14 protein-coding genes are annotated in these 13472 nt (G+C 38.3%); 12 read left to right on the forward strand and 2 right to left on the reverse strand.

All coding sequences use genetic code 11. The features are described from left to right. The first annotated feature begins 20 nt into the window (after positions 1-20). The 11 genes from CBW18_RS05185 to CBW18_RS05235 all read left to right on the forward strand — a co-directional run bounded on the left by CBW18_RS05185 (position 21) and on the right by CBW18_RS05235 (position 11262). On the forward strand, positions 21-482 hold the full coding sequence (locus CBW18_RS05185) for a DinB family protein (protein WP_088300261.1): 462 nt from the start codon (positions 21-23) through the stop codon (positions 480-482). Positions 483-668: 186 nt separating this feature from the next. Continuing rightward, the gene (gene ilvC, locus CBW18_RS05190; RefSeq protein WP_088300262.1) at positions 669-2150 is read left to right on the forward strand and encodes a ketol-acid reductoisomerase; all 1482 of its coding nucleotides are present in this window, start codon (positions 669-671) and stop codon (positions 2148-2150) included. Positions 2151-2257: 107 nt separating this feature from the next. Then, entirely contained in the window at positions 2258-3670 is a 1413-nt protein-coding gene (leuC, locus tag CBW18_RS05195; protein ID WP_088300263.1) for a 3-isopropylmalate dehydratase large subunit, read from the forward strand. 65 nt (positions 3671-3735) lie between these two features. Further along, a complete protein-coding gene (locus CBW18_RS05200; protein WP_088300264.1) occupies positions 3736-4023 on the forward strand; it encodes an antibiotic biosynthesis monooxygenase in 288 nt (95 codons plus the stop codon). A 56-nt stretch (positions 4024-4079) separates the two neighbouring features. Next, positions 4080-4769: a trans-aconitate 2-methyltransferase gene (locus CBW18_RS05205; protein ID WP_088300265.1), complete on the forward strand. Its 690-nt coding sequence runs from the start codon at positions 4080-4082 to the stop codon at positions 4767-4769. A 59-nt stretch (positions 4770-4828) separates the two neighbouring features. Beyond that, positions 4829-5413 (forward strand): 3-isopropylmalate dehydratase small subunit, encoded by a 585-nt coding sequence (gene leuD, locus CBW18_RS05210; RefSeq protein WP_088300266.1) that lies wholly within the window; start codon positions 4829-4831, stop codon positions 5411-5413. Continuing rightward, entirely contained in the window at positions 5413-6903 is a 1491-nt protein-coding gene (locus CBW18_RS05215; protein WP_172406447.1) for an ATP-binding cassette domain-containing protein, read from the forward strand. The genes leuD and CBW18_RS05215 overlap by 1 nt, the downstream gene beginning before the upstream one ends. A gap of 56 nt (positions 6904-6959) precedes the next feature. After that, positions 6960-8051 carry a 3-isopropylmalate dehydrogenase gene (gene leuB, locus CBW18_RS05220; RefSeq protein ID WP_088300268.1) on the forward strand — a complete coding sequence of 364 codons (1092 nt, stop codon included), beginning with the start codon at positions 6960-6962 and terminating at the stop codon, positions 8049-8051. 10 nt (positions 8052-8061) lie between these two features. After that, entirely contained in the window at positions 8062-9222 is a 1161-nt protein-coding gene (locus CBW18_RS05225; RefSeq protein WP_088300269.1) for a 2-isopropylmalate synthase, read from the forward strand. Positions 9223-9575: 353 nt separating this feature from the next. Beyond that, positions 9576-10826 (forward strand): threonine ammonia-lyase IlvA, encoded by a 1251-nt coding sequence (gene ilvA / locus CBW18_RS05230; RefSeq protein WP_172406448.1) that lies wholly within the window; start codon positions 9576-9578, stop codon positions 10824-10826. Positions 10827-10914: 88 nt separating this feature from the next. After that, positions 10915-11262, forward strand: coding sequence for a cupin domain-containing protein (locus tag CBW18_RS05235; protein WP_088300271.1), 348 nt, complete (start codon positions 10915-10917; stop codon positions 11260-11262). A 70-nt stretch (positions 11263-11332) separates the two neighbouring features. Here CBW18_RS05235 and CBW18_RS05240 read toward each other — a convergent pair whose 3' ends face one another. Further along, on the reverse strand, positions 11333-11893 hold the full coding sequence (locus CBW18_RS05240; RefSeq protein ID WP_088300272.1) for a DUF4230 domain-containing protein: 561 nt from the start codon (positions 11891-11893) through the stop codon (positions 11333-11335). Positions 11894-12028: 135 nt separating this feature from the next. Between CBW18_RS05240 and CBW18_RS05245 the strand changes: the two genes are divergently transcribed. Further along, entirely contained in the window at positions 12029-12466 is a 438-nt protein-coding gene (locus CBW18_RS05245; protein ID WP_088300273.1) for a hypothetical protein, read from the forward strand. Positions 12467-12473: 7 nt separating this feature from the next. Here CBW18_RS05245 and CBW18_RS05250 read toward each other — a convergent pair whose 3' ends face one another. After that, entirely contained in the window at positions 12474-13466 is a 993-nt protein-coding gene (locus tag CBW18_RS05250) for an ABC transporter ATP-binding protein (protein ID WP_088300274.1), read from the reverse strand. Positions 13467-13472: the final 6 nt, after the last annotated feature.

Consider the following 13472-nt stretch of genomic DNA (forward strand, 5'->3'; position numbering starts at 1 on the left):
ACAAAGATTAAAGAAAAAATATGAACGAAGTATTTGATTTCATAATAAACTCACGTAAGGCATTTATTAAGTTAATAGATGGCTTAACAATCGAAGAATTGAATAAAATTCCCGATGGATTTAACAACAACATCATCTGGAACTTTGGCCATATTGTAGTGAGCACGCAAACGCTTTGTTATGTTCGTACCGGTATATTACAAGATGCTGCTTCGGTAAAATTTAACGAATATTATAAAAAAGATACAAAGCCATCTTATACAGTAACTAAAGAAGAAGTAGCAGAATTAAAAGCTACTGCATTACAGAGCATTGAAAAAATTAAGGAAGATTATGCAAATGGAAAATTTTCCATCATTACTCCTTTCACAACAGCTACCTATGGCGTGCAGATGAACAGTATAGAAGATGTACTGATCACCACGATTGGTCATGATAACTTGCATTATGGCTATGCATGGGCACAAAAAAATAAAATTTAAAGATTGAAGATGAATGATATGATCTGTGAAATCAACCCATCTGTGTAATCAAACCGAAGGAAAAAATTGGAAGATATCAGATGTAAAATGGATAAAAAATCTGCATAATCACTATATCTGTGTAATCAAACCGAAGGAAAAAAAATATATAAACCGATAATTAAATAGAAATAAACCAATAAAACGATGTCAAATTATTTTAACACATTACCTCTCAGAGAAAAATTAAACCAACTTGGTGTTTGCGATTTCATGGATAGCAACGAATTTTTAGATGGCGTTAGCGCTTTAAAAGGCAAAAAACTGGTAATTGTTGGTTGCGGCGCGCAGGGCTTAAACCAGGGTTTAAATTTAAGAGATAGTGGTTTAGATGTAAGCTATACGTTGCGCAAAGAGGCGATTGAAGGCAAGAGAGATTCATGGAGAAACGCAACTGAAAACAACTTTAAGGTTGGTACCTACGAAGAATTAATCCCAACTGCAGATGTAGTAATCAACCTTACGCCTGATAAACAACATACAGCTGTGGTGAATGCCATTATGCCATTGATGAAAGATGGTGCTACTTTATTATATTCTCACGGTTTTAATATCGTGGAAGAAGGCATGCAAATCCGTAAAGATTTAACGGTGATTATGGTGGCTCCTAAATGCCCGGGCAGTGAGGTGAGAGCCGAATATGTTCGTGGTTTTGGTGTACCTACTTTAATTGCTGTACACCCTGAAAACGATCCTCAAGGTAAAGGCTTGGCACAAGCTAAAGCCTATTGCGTAGGTACAGGCGGTCACAGGGCTGGTGTATTAAAATCATCTTTTGTTGCAGAGGTTAAATCTGATTTAATGGGCGAGCAAACCATCCTTTGTGGTTTATTGCAAACAGGTTCTATCCTATCATTCGATAAAATGGTCGAAAAAGGAATCGATGCAGGATACGCTTCCAAACTGGTTCAGTATGGTGTTGAGGTAATTACTGAAGCTTTAAAGCAAGGCGGTATTACAGCCATGATGGACAGGTTAAGTAACGTTGCCAAAATCAAAGCTTTTGAAATCTCTGAAGAACTAAAAGACATCATGCGTCCGTTGTTTCAAAAACACCAGGATGATATCATGAGTGGCGAGTTTAGCCGCACCATGATGGAAGACTGGGCTGCCGGAGACAAAAACTTGTTAAAATGGAGAGCTGAAACAGGTGAAACTGCTTTCGAAAAAACACCCGCCGGCGATGTTAAAATTGGTGAGCAGGAATATTTTGACAACTATACACTTATGGTGGCATTTGTACGTGCCGGTGTAGAACTGGCTTTTGAAACGATGGTACAGGCTGGTATTAAACCAGAATCTGCTTACTATGAATCACTGCATGAAACACCTCTTATTGCAAACACCATCGCCCGTAAGAAATTGTTCGAAATGAACCGTGTAATTTCTGATACCGCTGAATATGGTTGTTACTTATTTGATCAGGCTTGTAAACCATTATTGGCTGACTTCATGAAAAAGGTAGACACTGATTTGGTTGGTAAAAACTTTAATGAAGGCAAGGATGGCGCTGTAGACAATAGAAAATTAATTGAGGTGAATGAGGCCATCCGCTCACATGAAGTAGAACAAATTGGTGCTACTTTACGCAAAGCAATGACTGCAATGAAAGCCATTAAAACTGCATAACCTCACCCCTAAATCCCCTCTCTTTTAGTAGAGGGGATTTAGGACAGGTCTTAGAAAAATAATAATTACAAACTTAAATTCCCCCATTAGGGGGCTAGGGGGTAAAAATGTCAAAAACATTAGTAGAAAAAATTTGGGATGCTCACGTTGTAAAAAGTGAAGAAGGATTTCCTGACATTTTATACATCGATACACACCTCATTCACGAGGTAACTTCTCCTCAGGCTTTTGATGGTTTGCGCAAAAGAGATTTGCCTGTCTTGCGTCCGAAACAAACGGTGGCAACAGCCGACCATAATGTGCCTACTTTAAACCAGTCGTTACCCATTAAAGAGGAACTTTCCCGCTATCAGGTGGATATGCTGACTAAAAATTGTGCAGAATTCGGCATTGAACTTTATGGTTTAGGACATCCATTCCAGGGAATTGTTCACGTCATCGGTCCTGAATTAGGTATAACCTTACCAGGAAAAACAATGGTTTGCGGCGATAGTCACACCTCTACACATGGTGCTTTTGGTGCAATTGCTTTCGGTATCGGCACCTCGCAGGTAGAACAGGTTTTCGCCACGCAATGTTTATTGCAATCGAAACCCAAAACCATGAAAATTGAGGTAAATGGTGAACTTGGTAAAGGCGTTGGCGCAAAAGATATTATTCTTTATATCATTTCACAAATCTCTGCAGCAGGTGGTACCGGATACTTTATTGAATATGCAGGTTCGGCAATAGAGGCTTTAAGTATGGAAGCCCGGATGACGATCTGTAACATGAGCATTGAAATGGGTGCCAGAGGAGGATTAATTGCACCAGATCAAACCACTTTCGATTATATTAAAGGAAGAGAGTTTGCGCCCGCAGGTGAAGAATGGGACAAATCATTAGCCTACTGGAAAACTTTATACAGCGATGCTGATGCAAAATTTGATAGCGTACTCACTTTTGATGCAGCGGATATTGCGCCAATGATTACTTATGGAACCAACCCTGGAATGGGTATGGGCATCCAGGAACATATCCCCGCAACCAATGCACAACCAGAGAAAGAAAAGCTTTCTTATCAAAAGGCACTGGATTATATGGGCTTCGATGATGATGCATCCTTAATCGGCAAACCGGTCGATTATGTTTTCATTGGCAGTTGTACCAATTCACGCATTGAAGATTTACGCGAAGTAGCAGATTTCGTTAAAGACAAACGCAAGGCAGATAACGTAACGGTTTGGATTGTTCCAGGCTCAAAACAAGTGGAACAACAGGCTAAGAATGAAGGTTTAGATCGGATTTTTGAAGCAGCAGGTTTCCAGTTACGCGAACCAGGTTGCAGCGCATGTTTAGGTATGAATGAAGATAAAATCCCTGCTGGTAAATATTGTGTGTCTACATCGAACAGAAACTTTGAAGGTAGACAAGGACAAAATGCCCGTACACTCTTGGCTAGTCCGTTAACGGCTGCCGCCGCCGCTGTTACTGGTGTAATTACTGATGTGAGGGAAATGCTTTTGCAAGAGCAAGGATAATAAAGAAAGATTAAAGATTGTAAAATACCTATTCATTAGTAATTGCGATAACAGAAACATAAAACATGATTTTAGAGGTTGCGATATTACATGTAAAAGCAGGTTTATCTGCTGATTTTGAAAAGGCCTTTAGCGAAGCTCAAAAAATCATTTCATCAATGAATGGCTACATTTCGCACCAATTAAAAAAATGCCTTGAAGAAACTGGTAAATATATTCTGCTGGTCAATTGGGAAACATTGGAAGATCATACTGAAGGCTTTAGGGGTTCAGCTGCCTATCAGGATTGGAAAAATTTATTACATCACTTTTATGATCCTTTTCCAACAGTTGAACATTATACTGAGGTTTAAGGTAACAAAATCTTAAATGTACATAGGTTGTAAAATACGAAGGCTATAAAATAAAAATGGAAAAATTACAAGAAATACAAAATCAGTTTAATGCCGTATCGGAAAAGTACGATAGGCAAAGGCGTTTTCTGATTCCTTGTTTTGATGATTTTTATGGAACAGCTTTAGCCTTATCTGAACAAGTTTCAACTGTAAAGAACATTTTGGACGTTGGTGCCGGAACAGGATTAATGAGTGCTTTTTTTCAAGAAAAATATCCCGACGCTAAAATCACACTTGTAGATATTTCTCAGGATATGCTTAAAAAAGCAAAAGAACGCTTCGTAGGAAATGAGAACATCAGCTTTTTGAATGCGGATTTTGCAACCATTGATTTACCTGAAAATCATTACGATTTGGTAGTTTCCGGCTTAGCCATACATCATTTACCAGATGAATTGAAACAACAGTTATTTGGGAAAATCGCAAAAACACTAAAATCTGATGGCTGGTTGATTAACGCCGACCAGGTTTTAGGTGAAACCGATTTAGCAGAAAAGATTTATACTGAAAACTGGAAAAACCACGTAAAGCAACATCCAAATTTAACAGAAGATGAAAAGCAAAGTGCCTTCGATCGAATTAAAGTTGATATGATGGCATCATTAAACAACCAGTTAAAATGGTTGGAAGAAGCAGGATTGCAAAATGCAAACTGTTATTATCAGTATTACAATTTTGTAGTCTTTGCTGCAAATAAACAATAATTAATCAATGAAATCACTTTAATCGGTGAAATCTTTTAAACCAGTGAAATCATATTAAAATGAAGAAGTTCACAACATTAACATCGGCCGTAGTGCCCTTAAATATAGAAAACATCGATACCGATCAGATTATTCCGGCGAGGTTTTTAAAAGCGACTACGCGTGAAGGTTTTGGCGAAAACTTGTTCCGCGACTGGCGTTACGAAAATGATAATCAACCTAAAGCTGATTTCGTTTTAAACGACCCGACTTATAGCGGTAAAATTTTGGTTGCCGGTAAAAACTTTGGTTGCGGAAGTAGTCGTGAACATGCAGCCTGGGCTATTCAGGATGCAGGTTTTGATGCTGTGATCAGCAGCTTCTTTGCTGATATCTTTAAAGGCAATGCGCTAAATAATGGTTTATTGCCCATTCAGGTGAGTGAAGAATTCCTGTCCCAGATTTTTAAAGCGGTGGGTCAGAATGCTAAATCGCCACTGGAAGTTGATTTGGAAAATCAAACGGTAACCATTATTGAAACCGGTGCTCAGGAATCTTTTGAGATCAATCCTTACAAAAAATCATGCCTGATTAACGGTTATGATGATATCGATTTCATCTTAAACCAAAAACAATTAATTGAAGAATTCGAGCAAGCAAGATAATGTTTAAACCATTCGTTCACATACAGAATTTAAATCTGAGTTACCACAACAAAGTGGTGCTAAAGGATCTGTATTGGGCAATGAATGTTTGCGAAAATTATGTAATTGGTGGTAAAAGCGGAACTGGAAAAACTTCGTTAGCAAAAGCAATTGCAGGTTTAATTCCAGCTCAGGGAAGTATTGAGATTGATTTTGATGAATTGAGCACACTACCAAAAGAAGTACTTTATGTAGAAAGCTGGTACCAGTTTAAAAACTTAGAAGGTGTTGCCAATTTTTATTACCAGCAACGTTATACCAGTCAGCAGGCTAAAGAAACTTTAACCGTTCATGCAGAGTTGGTCAGTTATGGTAAAGAAAAAGGGCTTCACTTCGATCAGGTAGAACCGATATTAGAAGCTTTAGGTTTTGCGACATTTGCAAGTTCACAATTAATTGAATTATCCAGCGGCGAACATAAAAAACTGCAACTGGTTAAAGCACTTTGGTTAAAACCACAGTTATTAATTGTCGACCAACCATATACAGGTTTAGATGCGGCTTCGCGCAAGAACCTTAACATTTTATTGGACCGGGTTGCTGAAGAAGGGGTTCAATTGATTTTGATCTGTAATGAAAGTGAATTACCAACCTGTATCAATTCTTTTGCCGAAATAAGAGATGGACAATTAGTTCAAGTAGATGCTTTAGAACCCTCTGTCAGTTCCGAAATCCATTTAAGAGAAATTCCGGATTTCTTAAAAGAATCGCCGGTTTATAGTTCGCAGAATATTGTAAAAATGGTTAATGTGAACATTAGCTATGGCGAAAAACAGGTATTGAAAAATATCAACTGGGAAGTTAAGGCTGGCGAAAAATGGCTTTTACAAGGGCATAATGGTTCTGGAAAATCGACCTTGTTAAGCTTGGTAAATGGTGATCATCCACAATCTTATGCCAACGAACTTTATTTATTCGGCAACAGGCGTGGAAGTGGTGAAAGCATCTGGGACATTAAACAGCATATAGGCTTAATCTCTCCCGAGTTTCACTGGTATTTTGATCCAACCGCTACTGTTTGGCAAAGCATCGCCTCGGGCTTTTATGATTCCGTAGGTTTATTTCAGCAACTGCCCTATTCAAAAAGTGAACAGGTAAATGAACTGATCAACTATTTTGGATTAACAGAAAGCCGAAATGAGTTATTAAGTACGCTCCCATTGGGTCAACAACGATTGGTTTTACTGGCCAGAACCATTATCAAAAATCCGGAGCTGTTAATTCTCGATGAACCCTGCCAGGGATTGGATCAGCAGCAAACACAACATTTTAACCAACTGGTTGATGAACTGTGTAGCAATGGCATGACCTTAATTTACGTTGGCCATTTTGAATCGCAGTTGCCAACCTGCATAGAAAAAAGAATATTATTAGAAAAAGGCGAGGTAAAAGTCGTCGAAAGTTTAAATACCAAAACTCGTCATTACGAGGTACAAAGCAATTCCATCTAGAAAATATAGTGCAAAAAATTGCTTCGTAACTGGCAAAGACGATAATATATCATACAATGAAGAAGAACATTTTAGTAATACCTGGAGACGGTATCGGACCTGAAGTAACCACATGGGGAAAAGCAGCATTAGAGAAAATTGCAGAAATTTTCGGACATGAGTTTGTTTTTGATGAAGCTTTAATGGGACATGCAGCAATTGAAGTTACAGGCGAGCCACTGCCTGACGAAACTTTAGATAAAGCAAGAAAAAGTGATGCCATCCTCTTTGGTGCCATTGGTCACGCCAAATACGATAACGACCCAAGCTTAAAAGTAAGACCTGAACAGGGCCTGCTAAAAATCCGCAAAGAACTGGGTCTTTTTGCCAATCTCCGTCCGATATTACTATTTGATGAACTTCTGGAAGCCTCAAGCATTAAACCGGAAATTTTAAGGGGAACCGATATTTTGTTCTTCCGCGAATTGACAGGAGATGTTTATTTCGGAGAAAAAACCCGTTCAGAAGATAGGAACACGGCTTCCGATTTAATGATCTATCACCGTTACGAAGTGGAGCGTATTGCACATAAAGCCTATCAGGCGGCGCAGCAACGCAATAAGAGATTATGTTCGGTAGATAAAGCAAACGTTTTAGAGAGTTCACGCCTATGGCGCGAAACCATTCAGGAGATTGCAAAACAATACCCAGATGTAGAAACGGAGCACATGTTTATTGATAATGCGGCCATGCAATTAATCAAAAATCCAAAGAAATTTGATGTGGTTTTAACTGCAAATTTATTTGGCGATATCTTAACTGATGAAGCTTCTCAAATTGCGGGATCAATGGGCATGTTAGCCTCCGCATCTGTTGGAGAAAGCACCGGTTTCTTCGAGCCTATTCATGGCTCTGCACACGATATTACAGGTAAAGATTTAGCAAATCCATTGGCCTCTATCCTATCAGCAGCATTAATGCTTGAAATTGGCTTCGGGCTCAAAGAAGAAGCTAAATTATTGGTAGACACGGTTGATGAGGTTTTGAAAGAAGGTTTCAGAACGCACGACATTGCTGATCAAAGCACTAACCGATTTAAAGTTTTAGGCACTGCCGAAATGGGCAAATTGGTATTAAAATTCTTATCTCAAAAAATTACTCACTCTTAAATTTAAGATTATGATTCACGACCCAAACAAAGTTTATATATTCGACACAACCTTACGTGATGGTGAGCAGGTTCCGGGCTGCCAGTTAGATACAAACCAGAAGGTAGAAATCGCAAAATCTCTTGAACGACTAGGCGTTGATGTTATTGAAGCTGGTTTTCCCGTATCCAGTCCGGGAGACTTTAACAGCGTAATCGAATTATCAAAAGCTGTAACCAACCCTATTATTTGTGCGTTAACACGTGCCAATAAAAATGATATTGATGTAGCAGCTGATGCTTTACGTTATGCAAAAAGACCACGGATTCATACCGGGATTGGTTCTTCTGATTTCCATATCAAACATAAATTTAACAGTACCCGCGAAGAAATTTTAGAACGTGCTGTAGAAGCGGTAAAATATTCGAAAAAATTTGTAGAGGATGTAGAGTTCTACGCAGAAGATGCCGGCCGTGCAGATATTGAATTTTTAGCTAAAATGGTTGAAGCGGTAATTGCAGCTGGTGCTACTGTAGTCAATATTCCGGATACAAATGGTTATTGCCTTCCAGACCAATACGGTTCTAAAATTCTTTATCTAAAAGAAAACGTAAAAAATATTGACAACGCAATTATTTCAGTTCACTGCCACAATGATTTAGGCCTGGCTACGGCAAATTCAATTTCAGGCTTACAGCATGGTGCCCGGCAGGTAGAATGTACCATTAACGGTATCGGTGAACGTGCAGGAAATACGTCGATGGAAGAAGTAGTGATGATTTTAAAAACCCATAAAATTTTGGGATTAAACACCCAGATTGATGCTACCCGCTTTTACGAAATGAGCCACATGATCAGAAACCAAATGAATATGCCTGTTCAACCAAATAAAGCGATTGTTGGTGGAAATGCGTTCTCGCACAGTTCCGGCATTCACCAGGATGGTTTCTTGAAAAACCGTGAAAACTACGAAATTATTAAACCTGAAGATGTAGGTTTCCCGGATGCAACAATTGTATTGACAGCGAGGAGCGGTCGACATGCATTGAAACACCATCTGGATCGCTTAGGCCATAGATTGGAAAAAGACAATCTGGATATGGTTTATAAACAGTTTTTGGTTTTAGCAGATGGCAAACAAGGCATTAATGATCATGATTTAAACCAGCTGGTTGCCCTGCATTTAGCATAGAACTTGAAAGGTTAAAGACTAAACTAAAAGTGAGCCGCGAATGGCGTGAAAAGTTAAGGGTTTTGCATTAAACAGTTAGCATTTTCAATTTAATGCACTGACTTAAGCTTCCTAAACCTGATAGCAGTGGAAATACTTTTTAATTGCAGCAACCTTAAATATCATGTGATGCTGAGGCACGAAGCATCTGGAACCGATGAAAATGGATCTTCATTCTTCTGCAGGACAGGAGTTTTAAAAAGATTGGAACGAATAGCAGGACTGCAATAACCAAAAAGTACAGTAACCTGCTTTACAAAAATAGAAGAGAATAATGGTCTTATACTGAGTTCTCTTTACCTGATATGACAACAATGAACACAACAATACTGAATACATTGGATTTTAATGCTGCATCGCAACAACTTAAAGGCGTGGTAAAACGTACGCCTTTAGAATTTAACGCCGGTCTTTCTGCTCGTTATAATGCAAATATTTATTTAAAAAGGGAAGATTTGCAGATTGTTCGTTCCTATAAACTGCGTGGTGCATACAACAAAATCAGTTCATTGCCGCAAGAGGCCTTAATAAATGGCGTGGTTTGTGCAAGTGCCGGAAATCATGCCCAGGGTGTAGCTTATTCATGCAAGAAGCTAGGGATTAAGGGTGTGATATTTATGCCTGAGATTACGCCAAAGCAAAAGATTAAACAGGTTAATATGTTTGGGGGCGATAATATTGAAATCATTTTAGTTGGCGATACCTTCGATGATTGTTTAAAGGAAGCCCTGATTTATGCTGAAGAAAAAGCCTCAACCTTTATCCCTCCCTTTGATGACGATAAAGTAATTGAAGGCCAGGCTACCGTTGCGATGGAAATTTATGAAGATCTGCCAGAGTTAGATGCCATAATCGTTCCGGTTGGTGGTGGTGGTTTAGCTTCAGGCGTGATTGCCTACCTGCAAACCGTAAAGCCTGCTGTAAAAATTTTCGGTGTAGAACCAATGGGCGCACCATCATTAAGCGAAGCATTAAAAAATGGCGGACCAATAACTGTTGAAAATATAGAGCGTTTTGTAGACGGTGCAGCGGTAAAAAGAATGGGATGGATCACCTATCAGTATTGTAAAGAATTGCTAAGTTCTACTTATTTAATCCCTGAAGGACAAATTTGCACCACCATTTTAAAGCTTTATAATGAAGATGCGATTGTTGTAGAACCTGCCGGTGCTTTATCTGTTGCTGCATTAGAACAGGTAAAAGATCAGATTGCAGGCAAAAACGTGGTATGTGTGATTAGTGGTGGCAATAACGACATTGAGCGCATGCAGGAAATTAAAGAGAAATCTTTACTTTTTGAAGGCCTGAAACATTATTTCATTGTTCGTTTCCCACAGCGACCAGGTGCCCTAAAATTATTTGTGAATGAAGTTTTAGGTCCGCAGGATGACATTACCCGCTTTGAGTTTATCAAAAAAACCAATAAAGAAAATGGGCCAGCCTTAGTTGGAATTGAACTTTCAAATAAAAACGATTATGCCAGTTTATTGCAGCGCATGAAAGATTTTAAATTCGAGATTATTGAGTTGAACCAGGATCAGACTTTATTTGAGTATTTAGTTTAAAGGAGTTAACCGAAAAGGATGCCAATCTATTCGCAGGGAAAACAATAGATCTTAACTTACATTTCTTACATGGTAAATAAAACGCATCATGAATTTTAAAGATTTACCCAACAAAACATTAATAGAAGATAACGATATCGATTGGGACGATTTAGGTGCTGGTGTAAAGCGTAAAGTAATGCCATTTGATGAGCACCTGATGTTGGTAAAGGTCAGCTTTCAGAAAGGTGCAATTGGTACCATTCACAACCATCCGCATTTGCAATTGAGTTATGTAGCCAAAGGAAGCTTTGAAGTGACCATGGGCGATGATAAAAAGATTCTTAACGAAGGGGATATCTTTTTTGCGCCAACACGCGTGTACCATGGTGTAGTTTGTTTAGAAGCAGGATTGTTAATTGATATTTTCAATCCTCACCGGGAAGATTTTTTATAATAAATTTAACCACCTCAGCAACCCAAAACTACTCAAACGTTATCAGGTGTCTGAGGTGGTATATGTATTGCTACTCAAAAGTCAAACGTACATTTTTATAGCCCAGGCCTTCAATTATAGGTTTCAGTACACTTGCTGCATTAGTTTTGGTCTGTGCTAAAATATCTGATTTTTTCACTTCAGAGGTTATCTTTTGTTCAGCGGCCTTATAAGCTTCATCTACCAGCTTAGCCTCCCTGAAATAAGCCATTTTAGTATCGTAAACCCTGGAGTTTTTGTGGTCAATTTTTACATAGCAAATCTCTGGCTGTGGTAAATTTACTACAGCAGAATCAGCATTGACCTGGATATGGTCTCTTGTAACTTTTGTGAGATCAATACAACCTACAGCTTCTGCTTTTACAATGAGTAAAACGCTGGCCTCCGGTAAAAAATCTGTTTTATTTTTGTGTTCCAGTACATCACTAATCTGATAGCGAACCAGCTCCAATTTGCCTATAGCCTCTATTTTCTCTACCAGAAGTTGATGTTTACTTTCAACAGATGTACTGATGCTGAACTTTTTGGAGATAAAAAAATAGCCGGCTATCAGTAAAATTAACCACGGTAAAACCCTAAAAAATATTTTCATGATGCAGGAATTAATCTAAATTTCTTTGTTGTGTGATACCGGTTAAACAATTATTAATCCACATTGTGTGATTCAGCATTTTTGGCAGTTGTTTTGTAATATGAAGTTAAACACACACAAATAAACAAAATCAACATGAAAAAACTTACTATCCTCATGCTTTGCATCGCCACACTAGGTTTGGCATCTTGCAAGAAAGATACACTCGTTCAGAACCCAACTAATAAAACTATTATAGTGGATGTTCTTCCGAGCGATTGGCAATTATCAGCTGACAGAAATACTTATACCGTTCAGCTTGATAAAATAACAAACTTAAAAGAAATAGATGACTTTCATATTGATAACGAAGGAACTATTGTTGCAATATCTTATCCTAATTCAAGCGGGAATTTCACGAATTATTCGGCTTTACCGTTCGTATATAATTTACAATCTTATAGCTATACAGTTTATTCAGGAGGAATACTTATAGAAGTACAAAATTCAGATACTCAAACTGTTGATCCGATAAGACCTAGCACCAAAGTAAGAATTAAAATTACTTTAGTCGCAGCAGAAAATGTAACTTAATATTTTCTTAAAACTCCAAAAAACGACTAATGTTCAACTGAACGTAGTCGTTTTTTTTATGTTCACCCCTATTCAGCTGTAAAGCACGAATGGTTACACCGTTGCGTTCCAATAGCAGTTCATCATAAAAACCTTTGTAATAAACGTCTTTCACTTCAAAACGCCTGCTACTCCAATTGTTAGAGATTTCTGCCCATTCCGGATAAAAAACCACATGAGCTGAAAATGTTTTTAGTCCGATTTTTTCAGCGTCACCACGGGATAGCACCACAGCATTGCCCAAAATCTGGGCCGTATAAATGTGTTTAGGTTTTTGATAAATTTCTGATGGCTTACCGGTTTGCAAAAGTTCTCCCTCACGAACAATCAATAGTTGATCGGCGAGAAATAAACCATCAGCCGGATCATGAGAAACCAGGATTACAGTAACACCGGTTTCGGCGGCAACACGTTTGATATCCGCCCTTAACTGGTTTTTCAATAAGGCATCCACCTGACTAAAAGGTTCATCTAACAACAATACCTTTGTATCAGAAACCATGGCTTTAGCAATCGCCACACGTTGTTGCTCACCACCACTTAGTTCAATAATCTTCTTGTTTTTTAAGGGAAGAATCCGAAGGTGTTCCATTATGGCCAAAGTTTTTTCAGCCTTGGTTTTAAGATCAGTATTGGATAATTGTGAGGCAATATTATCATAAACCTTTGCATAGATATTCAGTGAAAAATCCTGCGTTACCATTTTCATCTGTTTATGCCCAGGGATTAGTTGTTCATCTGGTCCTTTAATACGTTCGTTTTCAAAAAAGATTTCGCCTGAATCTGTTTTTAATAGACCATAAATGGATTTTAACAAGGTTGATTTACCGCTTCCGCTTTCGCCAATAATGGCTACCACATCCCCCTTATTAATATCAAAACTAATGTTTTTAATTCCACCAGCCTGATCAGCCTGGTATTGTTTGGTTAAATTTCTTACGCTGATAATGGTATCGCTCACAGAGGT

This window comes from Pedobacter sp. AJM, assembly GCF_002197755.1.
In the GTDB taxonomy this organism is placed as follows: Bacteria; Bacteroidota; Bacteroidia; order Sphingobacteriales; family Sphingobacteriaceae; genus Pedobacter.